Below are 22,786 nucleotides of genomic sequence, written 5' to 3' on the forward strand. Positions count from 1 at the left end.
ATCCCCGGCCTGCCTGTACCAAGGTTCCCAAAACGGCAGGGCTCGCGCATTGTGTCGTGAGCCCGGTGTAAAGAAGGAACCCCTGACCTGCCTGTATCAAGGGCCCCAAAACTGTTTGGGCTCGTCGCAACTGCGGTGTGAGCCCGATGTAAAGAGGGGAATCCCCGGCCTGCCTGTACCAAGGTCCCCGAAACCGGGTAGTGAACTGAATCACTGAATGGACTATTGCAGGGGGCGTGCCAGGTTTTAACAAGTTGAAACAGAAACGCTCTCTGAAACGCCGAAAGCCCCGGATTACGGGGCTTTCGTGTTTTTTCGATAAGGGTTCGATTGCGAAAAATGGCGGAGTTTTGAATCAGCAGTCGTGCGCGATTGCGGTTCACGGTGCCTTGCGGCGGTGCACAAGGCCCCAAAAGCTTCGCGGGCAAGCCTCGCTCCTACAGGTCCTGCGCCAACTATTGAAAATGGCGCAAATCCTGTAGGAGCAAGGCTTGCCCGCGAATGGATGTAACTGTCAGCGAAGAGCTAAAGGCTGCTTAACCCTCTTCCCCTTCATCATCATCCCCACCATCCACCTTCATCCCCAATTCCTTGATCTTGCGTGTCAGGGTATTACGCCCCCAACCCAGCAAAACCGCGGCATCGCGGCGGCGGCCAGCGGTGTGTTTGAGGGCGGTTTCAATCATGATCCGCTCAAACGCCGGCACCGCACTGTCGAGCAGGCTCGACTGACCACGCGCCAGCGCCTGATCAGCCCACTGACGCAGCGCTTGCTCCCAATTGGTCACCGGCGCCGAATCCTGCGGCAGGCTCAGCAATTCCGGCGGCAGGTCGCTGATGTGCACTTCGCGACCCGAAGCCATCACCGTGATCCAGCGGCAGGTATTCTCCAGCTGACGCACGTTGCCGCCCCACGGCAGGTTCTTCAGGTATTCCTCGGTTTCGCTTTTCAGCAGCTTCGGCTCCACCGCCAGTTCTTGCGCGGCGCGGCTGAGGAAGTGCTTGGCGAGCGTCGGGATGTCTTCGCGACGGTCCGACAGCCGCGGTATATGAATGCGGATCACGTTGAGGCGGTGGAACAAGTCCTCACGGAATTTCCCGGCGTGCACCAGGGTTTCCAGATTCTGGTGCGTCGCGGCGATGATTCGCACATCAACCTTGACCGGCACATGACCGCCGACGCGGTAGAACTCGCCGTCGGCCAGCACGCGCAGTAAACGGGTTTGCGTGTCCGCCGGCATGTCGCCGATTTCATCAAGGAACAGCGTACCGCCGTCCGCCTGCTCGAAACGGCCGCGACGCAGATTGGCCGCGCCGGTGAACGCGCCTTTTTCATGGCCGAACAGTTCGGACTCCATCAGATCCTTCGGGATCGCCGCCATGTTCAGCGCAATGAACGGCGAAGCCGCCCGTGGACTGTGACGGTGCAGGGCGTGGGCCACCAGCTCTTTACCGGTCCCGGATTCGCCGTTGATCAGCACGGTGATGTTGGAGTGGCTCAAGCGCCCGATGGCGCGAAACACTTCCTGCATCGCTGGCGCTTCGCCGATGATTTCCGGGGTGCGGGTCAAGGCGACCGGGACTTCCAGACCTTGCTGTTCCTGGGCATGCTGGTTCGCGCGCTTGACCAGCGACACGGCTTCGTCCACGTCGAACGGCTTGGGCAGGTACTCAAACGCACCGCCCTGATAGGACGCGACAGCGCTGTCCAGATCGGAGTGCGCGGTCATGATGATCACTGGCAACCGTGGGTGTTGCTCGCGAATCCGTGCCAGAAGGTCCAGACCGCTGGCACCCGGCATGCGGATGTCGGAGATGATCACGTCCGGCTGCTGGCGCGCCAGACGGCTCATCACGCCATCGGCGCTGTCGAAGCTTTGCGTGGTCATGCCTTCTTGTTGCAAGGCTTTTTCCAGGACCCAACGGATAGAACGGTCGTCATCGACGATCCACACGGTTTCACTACGGCTCATGTCGATGTGGCTCCTTGTTCCAGTGGCAGAAAGATCGAGAAGGTGGTGTGGCCTGGGTGGCTGTCACATTCGATCAGGCCCTGGTGCTGGCTGATGATGTTCTGGGTAATGGCCAGGCCCAGCCCGGTACCGTCCGGACGGCCGCTGACCATGGGAAAGAAGATGGTTTCCTGCAACTCGGCGGGAATGCCCGGACCGTTGTCGATGATTTCGATCTTGGTCACCAGGCGATGGCGCACATGGCCGATGGTGAACTGGCGCATGGCGCGGGTGCGCAAAGTGATGCGGCCCAGGCGCAGCTCGTTCTGGCTGCTGATGGCCTGCATCGCGTTGCGCACGATGTTCAGGACGGCCTGAATCATCTGCTCGCGGTCGATCAGGACGTCGGGAATGCTCGGGTCGTAGTCGCGCACCAGCGTGATGCAGCCTTGGCTTTCCGCCTCGACCAAATGACAGACGCGTTCAAGCACTTCGTGGACGTTGCACATGGCCAGCGACGGCAGTTTGTTGGAGCCGAGCATGCGGTCCACGAGGTTTCGCAGGCGGTCGGCTTCTTCAATGATGACGTTGGTGTAATCGCGCAGACTTTCTTCCGGCAGTTCGCGGGCGAGCAACTGGGCTGCGCCGCGAATCCCGCCCAAGGGGTTCTTGATTTCATGAGCCAGGCCGCGCACCAGCATCTTGCTGGTTTCCTGTTTCGACAGCTGCGCCTCTTCCTTGGTGATCCGCAACAAGCGGTCCCGCGGATGGACTTCCAGCAGCAGCATGGTGGCGCCGTTGGCCAGGATCGGTGTTACCGCGTAATCGACGGTCAGCGTCTGGCCGGTGAGGGCCGTGAGCATCGCTTCGCGCTTGGTAAATGGATGCGCCTGCTCGACCGCCTGACGCAGGGAATTGAGTGCTTCGGTGGATTCGGTGAACAACTCGCTGATGAACTGCCCATGGCTACGCTGGCCGCTGATGGCCAGGAGCATCTCCGCCGCCGGGTTCATGTACTCGAGGCGCAGTTCGGCATCGAGCAGAATGGTGGCGGTGGTGAGGTTGTCGAGTAGCAAACGGTGTAGTGCGTCGCTAATGGTCATCGGGACCTCTTTTGGAGCAGGGCGCGCGCATGAATAAAGCGCTGATGCGAGGAAAATGCAAAAACCAAACCAAGGCTCCGAAAAGAAGCGTTAAAGGCCTGAAACGGGCGTTTGACGCTCGTTTGCGTGGCGCTCTGCCAGCTTTCGCGGGTACTTTCGAACCAAAATGGGTTGGAATGTGGGTACGGTGCAACCTATTGCACCAATATAGTGCGCAAAGCTGAGCGACGCTAAAAGAAGCGCTGGAAGAGATTTTTTTCTTCTTCAGGTTTGTCTTTGAGCGGACATTCCGGTCGTTGGCCGTAGTCGGTTAACGTGCAGGGTTTGACCTGACGTTTTTGCGCGAGGGAGATGCGCAGCATGTGGAAGGGTTGATTGGCCGTGCGCTCGACGGTACGGCCGTGCTCATCGAGAATTTCTACCGACAGGTTATGGCTGCCGCGGTCGATGTTGCCCAAGGCAAATACCGGGCTCGGACCGGGTTCAGCGGTGGGCTGCCCGTCCAGCAACAAACGGTAGCGATGACCCCGTTGCAGGCCGGGTTCGCTGGTGATGCTGACAATCAACTCGCCGGCGCTGTTGCGGATCGTGGCGTCGGGCTCGGGCACCAGTACTCTGAGTAGGTCGTAGCGGAGCAGAGGTTTGGTTTCGGTTTTTTTCTCGGCAATCACCGGCGTTGCGCCGGTCGGGGTGGCGGACATGCGGTTGTTCGTCGCTAACGGCACGCGCTTGGCGTTGCGGGAACCGGGCTGGTCAGTGAAGACCCGATTGCCCTGGGCGTCGATGTAAGTGAAGACTTCGGCCGACACGGGCAGCACGATCAGGCAGGCGATCAACAGCCACAACCTCACGGCTTGTGCACCCGCTGGACGGTGAAGGTCACGATCGGACTCTGCTGGACGACGTCTTCCCCCTCGATCACCTGGACCGCGAGGCTGTGAGTGCCGCGGTCAATGTTGACCAGTTGCAGGATCGGCACGTTGCTCGGCTGGCCGTAAGGCTGATCGTCCAGCAACAACCTGAATAAATGCGGACCTTGCAGGCGGGGTTTGATCAGCACGTTGACGGTGAAGGTGCCGTTGTTAGCGCGCAGCGCCTCGGTGGTGGGCAAGTTGGTCAGCTCCAGCACCTCGTAGGCGCTGCGCGGCTGTTCGCGGCTGGTGGCTTCGACAGGTGGGGCCGGAGGTGCCTGGCGCTCGACACTATTGAGCGGTGGCAACTCGACCGGCTGAGCCTCGACGCCATCGGGTGGTTGATTGCTGTAGGCGGTGTTGCCGTTGGCGTCAGTGTACTTATAGATCTGCGCTGCGGCGGGCAGGGCGATCAACAGCAGCATCAATAGAAAACCACGACCCATAAAATCGACCAGAAACGAAAGCGTTGGGTAGCAGCATAGGTCAGGGCTGGGGATTGGCCCAAGCGGTTAACATTTGGGCATGATTTACCGATCTCTCCCAAACACCACAAATCCCCTGTAGGAGCCGGCTTGCTGGCGATGGCGCCCGCGAGAACGCTATCGCCAGCAAGCCGGCTCCTACAGGGGACATTGTCGGCCGTTAAATCGCGTCCACAAAAAAGGCCTCCCGAAGGAGGCCTCTTTTTGTCACGCCGCTTGTGCAGACGCTACCGGATCAGCAGCTGTAGTACAGCTCGTATTCCAGTGGGTGTACGAAGGTACGAACCTTGATTTCTTCTTCGCTTTTCAGAGCGATGTAAGCGTCGATGAAGTCATCGGAGAACACGCCGCCTTTGGTCAGGAACGCACGACCTTTGTCCAGCTCTTCCAGGGCTTCTTTCAGGCTGCCGCAAACTTGTGGGATCTCTTTCGCCTCTTCAGGCGGCAGGTCGTACAGGTTTTTGTCAGCTGCGTCGCCAGGGTGGATCTTGTTCTGGATGCCGTCCAGGCCAGCCATCAGCAGTGCAGCGAAGCCCAGGTACGGGTTGGCTGCCGGATCCGGGAAGCGGGCTTCGATACGGCGAGCGCGAGGGCTGGACACGTAAGGAATACGGATCGAAGCGGAACGGTTGCGAGCCGAGTAGGCCAGCATGACCGGGGCTTCAAAACCTGGGACCAGACGCTTGTAGGAGTTGGTCGACGGGTTGGTGAAGCCGTTCAGGGCCTTACCGTGCTTGATGATGCCGCCGATGAAGTACAGAGCGGTGTCGGACAGGCCGGCATAGCCTTCACCAGCGAAGGTGTTCTTGCCATCTTTGGCGATGGACAGGTGAACGTGCATACCCGAACCGTTGTCGCCGTACAGAGGCTTAGGCATGAAGGTCGCGGTGCGGCCGTAGGCATCGGCAACGTTGTGTACGCAGTACTTCAGGGTCTGAACTTCGTCAGCCTTGGCTACCAGGGTGTTGAATTTCACACCGATTTCGTTCTGACCGGCAGTCGCCACTTCGTGGTGGTGAACTTCGATGGTCAGGCCCATTTCTTCCATGGCGTTGCACATGGAGGTACGGATTTCGTGGTCGTGGTCGAACGGCGGAACCGGGAAGTAGCCGCCTTTGACGCCTGGACGGTGGCCTTTGTTGCCGCCTTCCACGTCCTGGTCGGACATCCACGAACCTTGTTCGGAGTAGATCTTGAACATCGAGCCGGAGATGTCGGACTTGAACTTCACTTCGTCGAAGATGAAAAATTCTGGTTCCGGACCAACAAATACGGTGTCACCGATACCGGTCGACTTCAGGTATTCCTCAGCGCGCTTGGCGATCGCACGTGGGTCGCGGTCGTAGCCTTGCATGGTCGAAGGCTCGATCACGTCGCAAACCAGGATCAGGGTCGGCTCTTCGGTGAACGGGTCGAGGACGGCAGTGCTGTCGTCCGGCATCAGGATCATGTCGGAGGCTTCGATGCCTTTCCAGCCAGCGATGGAGGAACCGTCGAACATTTTGCCTTCTTCGAAGAAAGCTTCATCCAGCGCGTCGCGAGCCGGCATGGTCACGTGGTGCTGAGTGCCTTTGGTGTCCGTGAAGCGCAGATCAATCCACTTGACGTCATGATCTTTGATGAGTTGAACCGACTTCGACATAGTGTCCTCCGGGTGGATTAGGGCTGGTAGTGGATGCCCTTAAATGTTTGTGATGCCGGCGCGAATACTCTGCCAAGGCAACCTGCCTCACAAGGGAGCAAATTGCATGCCAGTGCCCCAGCATGGGTTTTTTGCCCCAATATCACGCTTATAAAGGCACGAAGCACCGATGCGCGCAAAATCACGCCCTTTAATGTAGCGTTAAATTCCTCAAATGATCCGTTTTGGTGCGTGGAAAACCTTCTGCACATTAACTGGTTAAACCTTGAGCAATTTCCGCTATAATCCGCGCCCCCCTTTTTCGGCTGGCCCAGCACGCGCTGTTTTCATGAAACTAATCGTAAAAGTCTTCCCCGAGATCACCATCAAGAGCCGCCCGGTACGGATGCGTTTCATCCGCCAGTTGGCTAAAAACATCCGCACCGTGCTCCGCGATCTGGACCCGGCCGTGGTGGTGAACGGTGTGTGGGACAATCTCGAGCTTGAAACCCGCGTGACTGAGCCCAAAGTCCTGAAGGACATGACCGAGCGCCTGAGCTGCATGCCGGGTATCGCGCATTTCCTGCAGGTCGACGAATACCCGTTGGGCGACTTCGATGACATCGTCGCCAAGTGCAAGCTGCACTTCGGTGATTCGCTGGCCGGGAAGATTTTTTCGGTGCGCTGCAAACGCGCCGGCAAACATGAATTCAGTTCGATGGATGTCGAGAAATACGTCGGCAGCCAACTGCGTCGTCAGTGCGGTGCCGCCGGAATCTCGCTGAAAACGCCTGCAATCGAAGTCCGCATCGAAATTCGCGACAAACGGTTGTTTGTGATCCACAGCCAGCACAACAGCATCGGCGGTTATCCGCTGGGTGCACTGGAGCAGACGCTTGTACTGATGTCCGGCGGCTTCGATTCCACTGTTGCCGCTTACCAGATCATGCGCCGTGGCCTGATGAGCCATTTCTGCTTCTTCAATCTGGGCGGGCGGGCCCATGAACTGGGCGTCATGGAAGTCGCGCACTTCATCTGGAAGAAGTACGGCAGCTCCCAACGCGTGTTATTTGTCAGTGTGCCGTTCGAGGAAGTGCTGGGAGAAATTCTCGGGAAAGTCGATAACAGTCATATGGGTGTAGTTTTGAAGCGTATGATGTTGCGCGCTGCTTCCCGTATTGCCGATCGGCTGGACATCGAAGCGCTGGTTACCGGCGAAGCGATTTCCCAGGTGTCGAGCCAGACGCTGCCGAACCTGTCCGTGATCGACTGCGTGACCGACAAGCTGGTCTTGCGTCCGCTGATCGCCAGTCACAAGCAGGACATCATCGACCTGGCCAACGAAATCGGCACTGCCGACTTCGCCAAGCACATGCCGGAGTATTGCGGGGTCATCTCGGTGAACCCCAAGACCCACGCCAAGCGTCCGCGTGTGGAGCATGAAGAGAAAGAATTCGACATGGCGGTCCTTGAGCGTGCGCTCGAGAACGCCAAACTGGTGCCGATCGATCGCGTGATCGACGAATTGGGCCAGGACTTGCAGATCGAAGAAGTCAGCGAAGCACTGGCGGGCCAGATCATCATCGACATCCGTCACCCGGATGCCGCTGAAGACGAGCCGCTGGAACTCGGTGGCATTGAGGTACAGACGATGCCGTTTTATGCATTGAACGCTCGTTTCAAGGAACTGGACCCTACTCGCCAGTACCTGCTGTATTGCGACAAAGGCGTGATGAGTCGCCTGCATGCCCACCATTTGCTCAGTGAGGGGCATGCCAATGTGCGCGTTTATCGACCGAGCTAAGAGCCCGGGGCTGTTTGCCTGTGGCCTGCGTCATCGGCCCCCCGACTCTGCCGTCAAGCTGTAACGGCAAGGCCTGACTCTACTGTTAATCGCTGCCAAGACTTGTCAGCACACCGAATCCTCTGATCGAGATACACAAGTGATCGAAAATCTACGCAACATCGCCATCATTGCTCACGTTGACCATGGTAAAACCACCCTGGTAGACAAACTCTTGCGTCAATCCGGCACTCTGGAGCGCAACGAGCTCAACGACGAGCGCGTGATGGACTCCAACGACCAGGAGAAAGAGCGCGGTATTACCATTCTGGCGAAAAACACCGCCATCAACTGGAACGGCTTCCACATCAACATCGTGGACACCCCGGGCCACGCCGACTTCGGCGGCGAAGTTGAACGCGTAATGTCGATGGTCGACTCCGTTCTGCTGCTGGTTGACGCTCAAGACGGCCCTATGCCGCAAACCCGTTTCGTGACCAAGAAGGCTTTCGAAGCCGGCCTGCGTCCGATCGTGGTCATCAACAAGGTTGACCGTCCAGGCGCACGTCCGGACTGGGTTCTGGACCAGATCTTCGACCTGTTCGACAACCTGGGTGCCACCGAAGAACAGCTGGACTTCAAAGTCGTCTACGCCTCGGCCCTGAACGGTATTGCCGGTCTGGAACACACCGCCATGGCGGAAGACATGACCCCGCTGTACCAGTCGATCGTCGACAACGTACCGGCGCCGAAAGTCGACCGTGACGGTCCGTTCCAGATGCAGATCTCCGCTCTGGACTACAACAGCTTCCTGGGTGTTATCGGCGTTGGCCGTATCGCTCGTGGTCGCATCAAGCCGAACACTCCGGTTGTCGCTATCGACGCCGACGGCAAGAAGCGTAACGGTCGTATCCTGAAGCTGATGGGTCACCACGGTCTGCACCGTATCGACGTTGAAGAAGCAGCTGCCGGCGACATCGTCTGCATCAGCGGCTTCGACCAGCTGTTCATCTCCGACACTCTGTGCGACCCACTGAACGTCGAAGCGATGAAGCCGCTGACCGTTGACGAACCAACCGTTTCCATGACCTTCCAGGTAAACGACTCGCCTTTCTGCGGTAAAGAAGGCAAGTTCGTGACTTCCCGTAACATCAAGGAACGTCTGGACAAAGAGCTGCTGTACAACGTTGCTCTGCGCGTTGAAGAAGGCGACTCGGCTGACAAGTTCAAAGTCTCCGGCCGTGGTGAGCTGCACCTCTCGGTACTGATCGAAACCATGCGTCGCGAAGGCTTCGAAATGGGTGTTGGTCGTCCGGAAGTGATCATCCGCATGGTTGACGGCGTGAAGCACGAACCGTACGAAAACGTGACCATCGACCTGCCGGAAGAATCGCAAGGTTCGATCATGGAGCAGATCGGTATCCGTAAAGGCGACCTGACCAACATGGTTCCGGATGGCAAGGGTCGTGTGCGCCTTGAGTACAACATCCCGGCCCGTGGCCTGATCGGTTTCCGTAACGAGTTCCTGACCCTGACCTCCGGTGCAGGCATCCTGACTTCGATCTTCGACCGTTACGACGTGATGAAGTCCGGCGACATGTCCGGCCGTCAGAACGGCGTGCTGGTTTCGGTTGCTACCGGTAAGGCTCTGACTTACTCGCTGGAAACCCTGCAAGCTCGCGGCAAACTGTTCCTGGGTCACGGTGAAGACGTGTACGAAGGTCAAATCGTCGGCATCAACAGCCGCGACAACGACCTGGGCGTCAACCCAACCAAAGGCAAGAAGCTCGACAACATGCGTGCCTCGGGTAAAGACGAAACCATCGCTCTGGTTCCGCCTATCCGTTTCACCCTGGAACAAGCTCTTGAGTTCGTGCAAGAAGACGAACTGTGCGAAGTGACTCCTAAGTCCATCCGTCTTCGCAAGAAGATCCTGGGCGAAAGCGAGCGTACCCGCGCTGCCAAGAAGTCCGGTAACTGAGTCATTTAGTTAGCTGACAAAAAAACGCCCCCGACCGCAAGGTCGGGGGCGTTTTTGTTTGTCCGGGGTTTGTGCGGTGTCTGTTCCGGCCCCTTCGCGGGCAAGCCTCGCTCCTACAGGGATCGCGTAAATCCTGTAGGAGCGAGGCTTGCCCGCGAAAGCAATCTGTCAGGCAGCGAGATTCCGGATCAAAACTTCTCTAGCGTGCGACGGCTACTGCTGGTCTCACGAGCCACTTCCTTCGGCTTGTAAGCGCAATACCCCGGCCGCGGCCCGATTTTCGGGTGATTGCGGCAAGTATCCGGGCGCTTTTCATAAATAGTGCACAGACGGCTCTTACGATCCAGGTACAGGCAATCGTTGTTGCTCATGCGCTGGAGGGTGAAGATCTCGGTTTTCTGGCTGTAGCGCTCGACGATCCCTTCCTTCTGCAACCGCTTGGCGATGTTCTTCGCCGGTTCGCCGCGCTCGAACTCGTCGACGATGCCGATACGGATCAGATCCTTGATCTTGACCTCGACCGGCAAGGTGCAGCAGCTGGATACACACGAGCCGCACATCGGCGCAGAATATTTGGCCCAGGTATCGAGGCGATCGATCTCTGCGGCGGCGATCAGGTTGGGCTTCATCATCGGTTGTTACCAGCGTGTGTATCAGGGCGCGCGATCATACCGGGACTGGTGGATTTTTGAACAACCTTTCGCCAGATTTTTTCTTTGCGCCCAATAAACACCGTTAATCCGGCACGGCCCCTGCATTGATTCAGACACACGACAATGTAATGCCGGCCTATCTCGCACTAACAGGAAAAACTGCCGAACCAGAGCCCACGCCGCCTGTCTGACCGTCTAGGCTGAACTACTTCACGCTCGCTCGAGGTCCTATCGATGACTCAAGAACCACTTGTTCGCGAAGCAGAGGTGGCCGCATTTCGCGACGCCGTCTTGACCAAGCTCACCTACGCGGTGGGTAAAGACCCGGATCACGCCTTCGACCACGACTGGTTCGAGGCCATTGCGCTGGCCGCGCGCGATCACATGGTCGAGCACTGGATGGATCACACCCGGCAGATCTATCGCAAAGGTCAAAAGCGGGTTTACTACCTCTCCCTGGAATTTCTCATTGGCCGGCTGCTCTACGACAGCCTGAGCAACCTGGGCCTGCTGGACGTTGCTCGCGAAGCGATGACCGAGCTCGGTGTCGATATTGAGCGCATCCGCCTGCTGGAGCCCGATGCGGCCCTGGGTAACGGTGGCCTCGGTCGTCTGGCGGCGTGCTTCATGGAAAGCATGTCGACCCTCGGCATCGCCGGCCATGGTTACGGCATTCGGTATGAACACGGCTTGTTCCGTCAGGCGATTGTCGATGGCTGGCAGCAGGAACAGACCGAGCACTGGCTGGATTTCGGTAACCCATGGGAATTCGAACGGCCAGAAGTCGTTTACACGATCGGCTTCGGCGGCAGCGTGGAAACCGTCACCGACGAAAACGGCAAGTCCAAGCAAGTCTGGTCCCCGGCGGAAACCGTGCGCGCCATTGCTTACGACACGCCGGTAGTCGGCTGGCGCGGGGCGAGCGTCAACACGTTGCGCTTGTGGCGTGCCCGCGCGATGGAAGATTTGCACCTTGAGCGCTTCAACGCCGGCGACCACTTGGGCGCGGTCGCGGAAGTGGCCCGGGCGGAAAGTATTTCCCGTGTGCTCTACCCGGCGGACAGTACCGAAGCCGGCCAGGAACTGCGCCTGCGCCAGGAATACTTCTTTGTCGCTGCGTCTCTCCAGGATTTGCTGCGCCGCCACCGCAACATGCACACCTCGGTGCTGACCCTGGGCGATCACGCGGCGATCCAGCTCAACGACACGCACCCGTCCATTGCCGTGGCCGAACTGATGCGTCAATTGGTCGATGTCTACGACGTGGCGTGGGACGCCGCGTGGCAGGTCACCGTCGACACGCTCTCGTACACCAACCACACGCTGTTGCCGGAAGCGCTGGAAACCTGGCCGGTCGGTTTGATGGAGAGAATGCTGCCGCGGCACATGCAGATCATTTACCTGATCAACGCCCAGCACATCGACTCGCTGCGCGCCAAAGGCATTCACGATTTTGACGTGCTGCGCGCGGTATCGCTGATCGAGGAAGACAATGGCCGCCGTGTGCGCATGGGAAACCTCGCGTTTCTTGGCTCCCATAGCGTTAACGGCGTGTCCGGGCTGCACACGCAGCTGATGCGCAAAACCGTGTTCTCCGAACTGCACAAGCTTTACCCGGAGCGGATCAACAACAAGACCAACGGCATTACGTTCCGCCGCTGGTTGTATCAGGCCAACTCGGAGTTGACCTCGATGCTGGTGGACGCCCTCGGCCCTGATCTTTTGGATAACCCGGAAGAGCGCTTGCTTGATCTGGAGCCGTTCGCTGAAAAAGCCGCGTTCCGCAAGGCCTTCGCCGAGCAGCGCCTGCACAGCAAGAAAGCCCTGGCGTACATCATTCATGAGCGGCTTGGGGTCGCGGTCAACCCGGCGGCGATGTTCGACGTTCAGGTCAAACGGATTCACGAGTACAAACGTCAGTTGCTCAACCTGCTGCACACCGTCGCGCTGTATCAGGCGATCCGCGCCGAGCCGGAAATCGACTGGGTACCGCGGGTGAAAATCTTCGCCGGCAAGGCCGCGGCCAGTTATCACCAGGCCAAGCTGATCATCAAACTGACCAACGACATCGCCCGGGTAGTGAACAACGACCCGACCGTGCGCGGTTTGCTCAAAGTGGTGTTCTTGCCCAACTACAACGTCAGCCTGGCGGAGAGCATCATTCCGGCGGCGGATTTGTCGGAGCAGATTTCCACCGCAGGTTTTGAAGCCTCGGGCACCAGTAACATGAAATTCGGCCTCAACGGCGCGCTTAGCATCGGCACCCTGGACGGCGCCAACGTGGAAATGTGCGAACGCATTGGCGTCGAGCACATGTTTATCTTCGGCCTCAGCGCGCAGCAGGTGGAAGCCCGCAAGCAGAACCACGAGTTCAGCGCGGTGCCGGACATTGCCGCGTCCCATCGACTCAATGACGTGCTGCAAGCGATTCGCGGCGGGGTGTTCTCGCCGGATGATCCGTCCCGTTACGCAGGCTTGATCGATTCGCTGATCGACTACGACCGCTTCCTGGTCTGCGCCGATTTCGATTCCTACTGGGATGCGCAGATGCGCGTGGAAGCCCATTGGCACGATTCGAACGAGTGGTGGCGTTCAGCAGTGTTGAACACGTCCCGGATGGGCTGGTTCTCCTCCGACCGGACCATTCGCGAGTACGCCACGGATATCTGGAAAGCATTGGAGTAACTTTTAGCAATAATTGCGAGCAAGGTCCGACGGTTGTTGGACCTGGTCGATATACTAAGCACCAGTTTCAGTGAGCGCTGCGCCAACGTCATCGCGGGCAAGCCTTGCTCCTACAGGATATGCACAAGTCGCAAGAGCGGCACATAACCTGTAGGAGCAAGGCTTGCCCGCGATGGCGTCAGCGCAGACGCTACAAGGCAATGGGCCGCTTAGGGATATCGACCATGCAATGGATGTTCATGCTGATTGGGCTGGTGCTGGGTTGGATACTCGACGAGTCGTTCAGCGACGCGCTGTTGGGCGCGTTGCTCGGGTTGGGTATCGGCCAGGCCGTTCGCATCGGCCGTTTGGGTTCGCAAGCGACTGAACAGCGCGTTCTGCTGGAGCAGGCGCAAGTAGCGTTGAATGCGGTCCAGCAACGCCTGGCCTTGCTGGAGGTGTCTGGCGTCAAGGCGCCTGAAGCCAGCGAGCCGGTTGTCGAGGAACCGGTTGCCAGTGACCCCACTCCCTCTCCTGTATTCATTCTCGAAGAAATCCCTGTCTCGACCCCGGAGATGGTCTGGGAGCTTCCGCCCCAACTCGAACCGATCACCGCAACGGCGACGCAAACCAGCCGCCCGCTGCCCGACGATGTCTGGAAAGCCGAGCCAGTCGCCCGCGAGCCGCAGCAACCCGCCGTCCCCCGTGGTCCGAACTTCATCGAAAGGGCCATCAGCGGCGCGCGTAACTGGCTGTTCGGTGGCAACACCGTGCTGCGGGTCGGTGTGGTGCTGTTGTTCCTTGGTCTGGCGTTTTTGCTGCGTTATGCCACCGAAGGCATGGTGGTGCCGATCGAACTGCGTTACGCCGGGGTCGCGGCGGCTGCGTTGGGTTTGCTGGGGCTCGGTTGGTGGCTGCGCCATCGCAACAACCACTATGCGTTGATGCTGCAAGGCACCGGGATTGCCGTGTTGTACCTGACGGTGTTTGCGGCCATGCGTTTGCATCCACTGCTCGATCCGACGGTGGCGCTCGGTCTGCTGGTGGCGGTGACGGTGTTCTCCGCCATTCTGGCGATAACCCAGGATTCCCTGGCACTGGCATGCGCCGCGGCGTTGGGCGGATTCGCTGCGCCGATCCTGACGTCCACCGGCGCCGGCAACCACGTCGCGCTGTTCAGCTACTTCGCCTTGCTCAACGCCGGCATTCTCGCCATCGCCTGGTACAAGGCCTGGCGGCTGCTCAACCTGATCGGTTTCGTCGGCACCTTTGGTATCGGTTTCGCCTGGGGCCTGCGCTCCTACACGCCGGAACTTCTGTGGAGCACCGAACCGTTCCTGATTCTGTTCTTCCTGATGTACCTGGCTATCGGCCTGCTGTTCGCACGGCGCAAGTTGCTGGAAATGAGCGACGCGCCCGAGGACGACAGCCGCGAGGCACTGCTGCGCTGGTCGGCGCGTAAAGGTGACTACGTCGACGGCACGATGTTGTTCGGCCCGCCACTGGTGGGTTTCGGCTTGCAGTTCGCGCTGGTGCAGCACCTGGAATTTGCCGCCGCCTTCAGCGCCCTCGCGCTGGGCATGATCTACATGGGGCTTGCGCGTCTGCTGATGGGCGGACGGGCGCTGCTGCTGGCGGAAACCTGTCTGGCGCTGGGGGTGATCTTCGCCAGCCTGGCGATTCCGCTGGGTCTCGATGCGCGCTGGACCTCCGCCGCCTGGGCCGTGGAAGGCGCCGGGATTTTCTGGCTCGGCCTGCGTCAGCAACGACCACTGGCCCGCGCGTTTGCCTTGCTGCTGCAACTGGGGTCGGCGCTGGCGTTTCTCAGTGAGTTGCGGATCGGCGAAAGCAGCCTGCTCGATGGCGCACCGCTGGGCGCGTTGATGCTCGGCGTGGCGTTGCTGTTCAGCTTCTACCAATTGCGCAACGCCTTGCCCGAGCAAACGTCGGAGTGGGAGCGCAAAGGCCTGCCGGTGTTGGCGTGCCTTGGCCTGACCTTTCTCTATGTGCTGGCGCCGCTGTTCTTCTTCACTCACGGCACCGCGATCAGTTGGGCACTGGCCGGTCTGGTGACGTTGTTTGTCGGCCTGCGCCTGCAATCGCGCACCTTCCTGTTTGCCGCGTTCGCTGTGCAGTTGCTGGGAGGAGCGTTGTTCCTGCTGCGGTTGCAAGGCGCGAGTGGTGAGTCCGGCGCGGTGTTCAGCGCAGGTTGGAACGGCTTGCTCAGCGCGTCCCTGATCGGTCTGGCGTTGATCGCCGGCATGTTGCTGGCAGCGCGGGACGACATGGTGCGTAGCGACGTTCGGCTGTTGCGCGGTTTGTCGGTGGTGTTGCTGGCCGGTCTGGTGCTGATCAATCTGGCGGTGCTGTTCGTGCTGCCGTGGCAAACCGCGAGCGCGGTGTGGGCGGCCAGCGGTTTGTTCATCATCTGGCTGAGCCTGTACTTGAAGCAGCGCGTGAGTTTTGTCTTCGGTCTGCTGCTGCAGGTGATCGGTGGTGCGGCGTTCCTGTTCGCCGGGCCGGATCTGCTGGGGCCGCTGGCCAGCGAAGGATTGAAACCCCTGGCGCACAGCGGTTTCTGGACGCCGTTGGTGTTGGGATTGGCCGCGTTGGTCGGGGCCTGGCGCTTGCAGCTCGGCAATCATGCTTCGGCGTTTGATGGGCTGAGCTTGCAGCGTTTGTCCGAAGTGCTGCTGGTGTGGGGCGCCGGTTGGTGGGCACTGGCGTGGATCAGTGAAGTGCTGCGGTTTGCACCGGTGAATGTTCAAGCGACCTTGTTGCTGGTGGTCGCGGCGGTGAGCGTGGCGTTGTGGGCCGTGTTGGCGTTGCGCCTGAAATGGTCGTCGCTGGGCTTGCTCTGCACCTTGCTGATACCTGCTGCGGGTGTGGTGTTACTCGCAGCCTGGCACTCGCGTTATCACCCGGCGGCGGATTTCGGTTGGCTGGCCTGGGCGGCGGTGTTTGTCTTGCACTTCATGTCACTGCGGCGTCTGGCGCCGATGCTGCCGGCGCGGGCTCTGAGCACTGCTCATGTGCTCGGCTGCTGGCTGTTGATCGGGGTGCTGGCGCTGGAGCTGCGCTTCGGCCTGCTGTTGCTGTCCGAGCAGTACAACGCCTGGCGCTGGTTGGGTTGGGCGATGCTGCCGAGTCTGTACCTGGTGCTGATGGCCGCGCCACGCAACTGGCCTTGGCCGGTATCGGCTTATTCGCGCGAATACCGACTGTACGCGGCGGCACCTCTGGCGTTGCTGATGCTCGGCTGGTTCTGGCTGGCGAACATCGTCAGCGACGGCACAGCCGAACCGTTGCCTTACGTGCCGCTGATCAATCCGCTGGAATTGGGCCTGCTGTTTGCGCTGTTCGGGGTTTATGTCTGGGCGCGCAGCGCAGTGACGCAACTGGCGATCCGCCAGGACATCTTTGATCACGCCACGCAACTGATTGCCGGCGTTTCGCTGTTCGCGTTCTTTACCGCGCTGGTGAACCGCACGGCTCACCACTGGGGCGGCGTACCGTTCGAACTGGATTTGCTGCTCGCGTCGATGCAGGTGCAGGCCGGTCTGTCGATCGTCTGGACTTTGATGGCCCTGAGTCTGATGATCGGCGGCCATCTGCGGCATCGTCGCGAAGTCTGGCTGATTGGCGCGGCGTTGATCGGCGTCGTGGTGGCCAAACTGTTCTTTGTCGAACTGAGTAACCGCGGCGGGCTGGCGCGGATCGTCTCGTTTATCGGCGTGGGTGTGTTGCTGTTGGTGGTGGGCTATTTCGCCCCGTTGCCGCCCAAGCGCGCCGACGCCGCGCCGGAATCTGAAAAACCGGCTCCGCAAACCGAAGGAGTGTCGTCTTGAGTCAGAAGCTGAACCTGGTCTGGTTGGGCGCTGTTGCCATGGGAGTGGCGCTGTCGGCTGGCGCGCAGGAAAAACCGGCGGATTTCGCCACGCAAGTGCCGTTGACCGTGAGTGGTGAGGGGCCGTGGTATCGCCTCGAATTGCCCTTGACCGTGCAATTGAATGCGCGGCAGACCGATCTGAGCGACGTGCGAGTGTTCAACGCTGCGGGTGAGGCTCAGGCCTATGCCTTGGCGCGGGAAACGGCGCCAACCCGCGAAAACCGTACCCTGACCGATGTGAAGTGGTTCCCGCTGTACAACTCCGCGGACGCCACCGAACGCGCGCCGAGTGTGCGGGTGCAATCGAGCGCCAATGGCACGCTGGTCGAAGTGCAGCCGTCGAGTCAGCTGGAGGCGGGCGAAGAAGTGCTGCGTGGCTGGTTGCTCGACGCCAGCGGCATCAAGGCACCGTTGCAGCAGTTGATCCTCGACTGGACCAGCGAGCGCGACGGCTTCCAGCGTTTCAGCGTCGAAGCCAGCGACGATTTGCAGCATTGGCAGTCGTGGGGTGACGGGCAGGTGGCGCGACTGACCTTTGCCGACGAGCGGGTCGAGCAGCATGAAGTCGGCTTGCCGGGGCAATCGGCGCGCTATCTGCGTTTGTTGTGGAGCACGCCGCAGTCGGCGCCGACGCTGACCTCGGTGCAACTGGAAAGCGCCAGCACCCGCAGCCTGCCGCTGCCGTTGGTCTGGTCGCAACCGTTGGCAGGCAGCAGCGTGAAGGCCGGGGAATACACCTGGCAATTGCCGATGGGGCTGAATGTCGAGCGCTTGCAGGTCGAGTTGAGTCAGCCGAACAGCCTGGCGCCGGTGACCTTGTCCGGTCGTCGGGACAGCAGCCTGCCGTGGCAGCCGCTGAGCAGCGGCTTGCTCTATCGCCTGACCCAGAGTGGCCAGGACGTGGTGCAGAACGAATTGCAGTTGCCTGGGCAAACGTTGCAGCAATTGAAGTTGACGGTGGACGAGCGGGGCGGTGGTTTGGGTGCCGAAGCGCCGACTGTGAAGTTTGCTGTTCGCTCGACGCAATTGGTGTTCCTGGCGCGCGGTGCCGGGCCTTATACGCTGGTGTTGGGCAGTGCGACGGTGAAGGCGGCGAACCTGCCGTTGTCGACACTGATTCCGGATTACAGCGCGGCGAAGTGGGCGACGTTGGGCAAGGCGACGGTGGATAGCGGGGTGGTGGCGACACCGACATCGACAGTCACGTCGACTTCGCAGGTTGGAACGAACTGGAAGAAGTTCGGGTTGTGGGCGGTGTTGTTGCTGAGTGTTCTGTTTTTGGCGGCGATGGCGTTCAGTCTGCTGCGCAAGCCCCCGGTAAAACCTTGAAGGCGGGTGCTTCGCCCCCGATCGTCAGCAGGCTGGCTCCCACAGTTAATCGCATTCCCCTGTGGGAGCCAGCCTGCTGGCGAATGCGGTTTATCGGACGGTAAAAATGCCGGTTTCGAACTACGCTAAACCCGGCACATGAACTCTATTGGGTGTTCCACGTCTGATAGGAGGAAATGCGCCCCGACTCGCGTTAAACTGCGCGGGTTTTTAGCCCCCCATTCCACGGAGCCTTCCATGTCCCGCGTTACCCTGAGTCGCTATTTGATTGAGCAGACCCGTAGCAACAACACTCCTGCCGATCTGCGCTTCCTGATCGAAGTGGTGGCGCGTGCCTGCAAGGAAATCAGCCACGCCGTGTCCAAAGGCGCCCTGGGTGGTGTTCTGGGCAGCATGGGCACCGAAAACGTCCAAGGTGAAGTGCAGAAAAAACTCGACGTGATCTCCAACGAGATCCTGCTCGAAGCCAACGAATGGGGCGGTCACCTGGCCGGCATGGCGTCCGAAGAAATGGACAATGCCTACCAGATTCCGGGCAAATACCCGAAAGGCGCCTACCTGCTGGTATTCGACCCGCTGGACGGTTCGTCGAACATCGATATCAACGCGCCGGTCGGTACGATCTTCTCGGTGCTGCGTTGCCCGAGCGAATACCTGAGCCAGAACGAAGCGTTGAACGAAAAGGCCTTCCTGCAGCCAGGCACCGAGCAGGTAGCCGCCGGTTATGCCATCTACGGCCCTCAGACCATGCTGGTTCTGACCCTGGGCGACGGCGTCAAAGGCTTCACGCTGGACCGTGAGATGGGCAGCTTCGCACTGACTCACGAAGACATCACCATTCCTGAAACGACGCAGGAATTCGCGATCAACGCGTCCAACCAGCGTCACTGGGAAGCTCCGGTACAACGTTACGTCGGCGAATTGCTGGCTGGCGACGAAGGCCCGCTGAAAAAGAATTACAACATGCGCTGGGTCGCTGCGATGGTTGCCGACGTGCACCGCATCCTGACCCGTGGCGGCCTGTTCATGTACCCACGCGACAGCCGCGAGCCGTCGAAGCCGGGCAAACTGCGCCTGATGTACGAAGCCAACCCGATGTCGTTCCTGGTTGAGCAGGCAGGCGGCGCCTCTACCGATGGTCACCAGCGCATTCTCGATATTCAGCCGGAAGGCTTGCACCAGCGCGTAGCGGTGTTCCTCGGCTCGAAAGAAGAAGTCGCACGCGTCACGGCTTACCACAAGGAATAAACCATGGCCGCGCCCTGGCAGCCGTTGCTCGAATGGTGGTTCGGAAACTCCGAATCACCCAACGAAACAGCGGCTGAGAAGGGCAAGTTATGGTTCGGCAAGCGCGACAGCCAGGACCTCGAAGCGCAGACGCGTTTCGGGGACTGGGTCGAGCAGGCACTGGCCGGCGGATTGACTGACTGGGCGCAACGCCCTGACGGTTGGCTGGCCCTGGTGCTGCTGCTCGATCAACTCCCGCGAATGATCTATCGCGACACTCCCAAATCCTTTGCCGGCGATCTCAGGGCGCAGGCTCTCGTAGCGCAAGGCATTGTTGCGGATTTCGATCGACAGTTGCGGCCGATTCAGCGGGTGTTTATCTACCTGGTGTTTGAGCATTGCGAGAATCTGGCGGTGCAGAATGAAGCTGTCTCGCGCTATATCGATCTTGTGGCTCAACAGCCGGAGGCCGAAAGGAAACTCTTTACCGACTATCTGAGCTATGCCGAGAAGCATCAGCAGGTGATTGCGCGGTTTGGGCGGTTTCCGCATCGCAATGCGGTGTTGGGAAGGGAATCGACGGCTGAGGAATTAGAGTTTCTCTCGAAGCCTGGGTCTCGGTTTTAGATTTCCATTGCGGCTGATGCCGTCATCGCCAGCAGGCTGGCTCCCACAATAGATTTGTGTCGATCACAAACCCCCTGTGGGAGCCAGCCTGCTGGCGATGGGGCCAGTGAAAGCGCCTTAGATCCTGAAGCTACCCACCAACTGCTTCAACCGCGCCGCCTGCTGTTCAAGGTCAGAACACGCGCGCAACGTCGCTTGCAGGTTCTCCACCCCTTCCTGATTCAGCGTGTTGATCTCAGTGATGTCGACGTTGATCGATTCCACCACGGCGGTCTGCTCTTCGGTCGCCGTCGCCACGGACTGGTTCATCCCGTCGATCTCGCCGATGCGCTGGGTCACGCTGCCGAGGCGCTCGCCAGCCTGGTTGGCGATGCCGACGCTGCTTTCGCTCTGGCGCTGGCTGTCGGTCATGGTGCTCACCGCTTCGCGGGCGCCGACTTGCAGTTCCTCGATCATCTTCTGCACTTGCTGCGCCGAATCCTGGGTGCGGTGGGCGAGGTTGCGGACTTCGTCGGCCACCACGGCAAAACCGCGTCCGGCTTCACCGGCCCGGGCTGCTTCGATGGCGGCGTTCAACGCCAACAGGTTGGTCTGCTGCGAGATGCTGGTGATCACTTCCAGAATCTGCCCGATGTTCACCGTGTTGCTGTTGAGCGTTTCGATGTTGCCGCAGGAATCGCTGATCTTCGCCGACAGCTGCTGCATCGCCGCGATGGTTTTATCCACCACCTGTTGACCGTCTTCGGCCAGGGCGCGCGCGTCGCTCGAGTGCTGCGAGGCGAGGGCGGCGTTCTGGGCGATTTCCTGGGCGGCGGCGCCTAGTTCGTTGATGGCAGCGGCCACGCTGCTGGTGCGCGAAGCTTGCTGGTCGGAGTTGAACATCGACGAGTTGGACGCGGCGACGACGCGCAGTGCGACTTCGTTGACCTGGCCGGTGGCCGAGGACACTTCGCGGATCGAGGTGTGAATACGTTCTACAAAACGATTGAACGAGGTGCCCAGCGCACCGAATTCGTCATGGCCGTGAATGATCAGGCGTTTGGTCAGGTCACCTTCGCCTTCGGCGATGTCATGCATGGCGCGGCCCATGGTCAGCAGCGGCTGCATCAGGAAACTGATCAGCATGCCCAGCAACGCGATGATGATCACTACGGCGATGACCATGGCAATGATCGCCGAGGTGCGGAATTCGTTGATCATCGAGAACGCGGTGTCCTGATCCAGCACCAGCGCCACGTACCAGTCTGCCGACGGCACGCCGTTGACGTGGGTGAAGGAGATGAACTGGCGCTTGCCGTCGATCTCGACTTCTTTCATGCCCGGGCTGACTTGAGGGGCACCGTTCGGGTAGGCATCGGCCAGGTTCTTGAGGACCAATTTGCTGTCCGGGTGAATCAGAATCTTGCCGTCGGCGCTGACGATGAATGCATGACCGTGACCGCTGAAGTTCAGCGAGTTGATGATCGCGCTGACGCTGGACAGGTCAATGTCGGCGCCGGCGACGCCGATCATCTGGCCCTGGCGCTGCACCGGCGTGGCGACGGTGATCACCAGTTTGCCGGAGGACGCAGCGATGTACGGTTCGGTGACGATGGTCTGTTGCGCGCTGTTGGCTGCCTTGTACCAGCCGCGTGCGCGAGGGTCGTAGTCCGCGGCACGATTGCCGGCCGGAACCGAAAACATCACACCGTCGGTGCCGCCAAAGTAGCTCAGCTGGAAGTTGCTGGTGTAGGCGGGCAGGTCGATGGCGCGCTTGAGGTTGGCCAGGGCACTGCCATCCACCACGATCTGCTGGGACATCGATTGCAGCAACTGAATGCGGCTTTCCAGCCAGGTCTTGATGTTGCTGGTGGTCAGGCTGCCGAGTTCCTGCATCGACGATTCGGTATTGCTGCGCAGCGTCTGCCGCTGGCGGTAGTCGTTGAACAGGATGAAACAGGCAAACGCAACGGCCACCACGAGGGCGGCAGCCAACAGGATTTTGTGGCTGAACTTCATGTTTCTGGTCATTAAATGAGCTACCGCGGAGGGTCTGGTCAACAAGGGGGCGCCAATGTGCCACAGGAACGGGCTTTGCGCTGCTTTTATGTCGACTGGTCGGCGACAAAGATGAGCCGACTTTTGCCAAAACCGACGAAATGCTCAACAGCAAAAGAAAGTGACTGATTTTTCGGCAAAAGGCAGACGAGCGGCCCGATAAATAGGCGCTTGGTCAGGGAACCAGACAGGGGTTTTCTCTTCTAAGCTTCAGCTTGGCAGCCATGCCATTCACTTCGCCCCAGGAGCTACACCATGTCGCTGCGTTCCATCGCTTTGCTTTCGTTCTGCGTGTTGTTGGCCGCATGCGGCAAGATCAATCAGGAAAATTATTCGAAGCTGTCGACTGGCATGCCCAAGGCCGAGGTTGAAACCTTGCTGGGCAAACCCACCGACTGCTCGGGCGCGCTCGGCATGTCCAGTTGCACCTGGGGCGACAAGAACAGCTTTATCAGCGTGCAGTACGCCGGTGACAAAGTGTTGATGTTTTCCGGCCAAGGCCTGAAGTAATCCGGGGCGATGCG

General features: G+C 59.8%; 15 protein-coding genes and 1 pseudogene. 8 read left to right on the plus strand and 8 right to left on the minus strand.

Annotated features, from left to right (window positions below):
- Positions 1-536: 536 nt before the first annotated feature.
- The 5 genes from ntrC to glnA all read right to left on the minus strand — a co-directional run bounded on the left by ntrC (position 537) and on the right by glnA (position 6,093).
- Positions 537-1,973 (minus strand): nitrogen regulation protein NR(I), encoded by a 1,437-nt coding sequence (gene ntrC, locus ACA066_RS01615; RefSeq protein WP_064675450.1) that lies wholly within the window; start codon positions 1,971-1,973, stop codon positions 537-539.
- Positions 1,970-3,055, minus strand: a complete 1,086-nt coding sequence (gene glnL / locus ACA066_RS01620; RefSeq protein WP_497697858.1) for a nitrogen regulation protein NR(II) — start codon at positions 3,053-3,055, stop codon at positions 1,970-1,972. Before glnL ends, ntrC begins: the two co-directional genes overlap by 4 nt.
- A 230-nt stretch (positions 3,056-3,285) precedes the next feature.
- Complete coding sequence (locus ACA066_RS01625; protein WP_497697859.1) at positions 3,286-3,906, minus strand: DUF4124 domain-containing protein; 621 nt, start codon at positions 3,904-3,906, stop codon at positions 3,286-3,288.
- A complete protein-coding gene (locus tag ACA066_RS01630) occupies positions 3,903-4,412 on the minus strand; it encodes a DUF4124 domain-containing protein (protein ID WP_497697860.1) in 510 nt (169 codons plus the stop codon). The genes ACA066_RS01625 and ACA066_RS01630 overlap by 4 nt, the downstream gene beginning before the upstream one ends.
- A 274-nt stretch (positions 4,413-4,686) precedes the next feature.
- On the minus strand, positions 4,687-6,093 hold the full coding sequence (glnA, locus tag ACA066_RS01635; RefSeq protein WP_258697983.1) for a glutamate--ammonia ligase: 1,407 nt from the start codon (positions 6,091-6,093) through the stop codon (positions 4,687-4,689).
- Between the two features lie 328 nt (positions 6,094-6,421).
- Between glnA and thiI the strand changes: the two genes are divergently transcribed.
- The gene (thiI, locus tag ACA066_RS01640) at positions 6,422-7,876 is read left to right on the plus strand and encodes a tRNA uracil 4-sulfurtransferase ThiI (protein ID WP_497697861.1); all 1,455 of its coding nucleotides are present in this window, start codon (positions 6,422-6,424) and stop codon (positions 7,874-7,876) included.
- 139 nt (positions 7,877-8,015) lie between these two features.
- Positions 8,016-9,836 carry a translational GTPase TypA gene (typA, locus tag ACA066_RS01645; RefSeq protein WP_462008397.1) on the plus strand — a complete coding sequence of 607 codons (1,821 nt, stop codon included), beginning with the start codon at positions 8,016-8,018 and terminating at the stop codon, positions 9,834-9,836.
- A gap of 188 nt (positions 9,837-10,024) precedes the next feature.
- Here typA and ACA066_RS01650 read toward each other — a convergent pair whose 3' ends face one another.
- Positions 10,025-10,465 (minus strand): YkgJ family cysteine cluster protein, encoded by a 441-nt coding sequence (locus tag ACA066_RS01650; protein ID WP_027922155.1) that lies wholly within the window; start codon positions 10,463-10,465, stop codon positions 10,025-10,027.
- Positions 10,466-10,723: 258 nt separating this feature from the next.
- Between ACA066_RS01650 and ACA066_RS01655 the strand changes: the two genes are divergently transcribed.
- From ACA066_RS01655 to ACA066_RS01675, 5 genes are all read left to right on the plus strand, one after another.
- Positions 10,724-13,174: a glycogen/starch/alpha-glucan phosphorylase gene (locus ACA066_RS01655; RefSeq protein ID WP_497697862.1), complete on the plus strand. Its 2,451-nt coding sequence runs from the start codon at positions 10,724-10,726 to the stop codon at positions 13,172-13,174.
- A gap of 224 nt (positions 13,175-13,398) precedes the next feature.
- Positions 13,399-17,001 (plus strand): DUF2339 domain-containing protein, encoded by a 3,603-nt coding sequence (locus tag ACA066_RS01660; protein WP_497697863.1) that lies wholly within the window; start codon positions 13,399-13,401, stop codon positions 16,999-17,001.
- Positions 16,998-18,371, plus strand: coding sequence for a DUF3999 domain-containing protein (locus ACA066_RS01665; protein WP_497697864.1), 1,374 nt, complete (start codon positions 16,998-17,000; stop codon positions 18,369-18,371). Before ACA066_RS01660 ends, ACA066_RS01665 begins: the two co-directional genes overlap by 4 nt.
- A 237-nt stretch (positions 18,372-18,608) precedes the next feature.
- Positions 18,609-19,619 carry a class 1 fructose-bisphosphatase gene (locus ACA066_RS01670; RefSeq protein WP_497697865.1) on the plus strand — a complete coding sequence of 337 codons (1,011 nt, stop codon included), beginning with the start codon at positions 18,609-18,611 and terminating at the stop codon, positions 19,617-19,619.
- A 3-nt stretch (positions 19,620-19,622) separates the two neighbouring features.
- Positions 19,623-20,225 (plus strand): DUF924 family protein, encoded by a 603-nt coding sequence (locus ACA066_RS01675; RefSeq protein WP_497697866.1) that lies wholly within the window; start codon positions 19,623-19,625, stop codon positions 20,223-20,225.
- 117 nt (positions 20,226-20,342) lie between these two features.
- Here the strand turns inward: ACA066_RS01675 and ACA066_RS01680 are convergent, their stop codons facing one another.
- Positions 20,343-21,107, minus strand: coding sequence for a methyl-accepting chemotaxis protein (locus tag ACA066_RS01680; RefSeq protein ID WP_371927683.1), 765 nt, complete (start codon positions 21,105-21,107; stop codon positions 20,343-20,345).
- A gap of 93 nt (positions 21,108-21,200) precedes the next feature.
- Positions 21,201-22,235: pseudogene (locus ACA066_RS01685) on the minus strand (HAMP domain-containing protein); the annotation flags it as partial.
- A 282-nt stretch (positions 22,236-22,517) separates the two neighbouring features.
- Here ACA066_RS01685 and ACA066_RS01690 point away from each other — a divergent pair.
- Positions 22,518-22,772, plus strand: a complete 255-nt coding sequence (locus ACA066_RS01690; protein ID WP_007907841.1) for a hypothetical protein — start codon at positions 22,518-22,520, stop codon at positions 22,770-22,772.
- Positions 22,773-22,786 lie beyond the last annotated feature (14 nt).

Source organism: Pseudomonas sp. LBUM1651 (assembly GCF_059716135.1).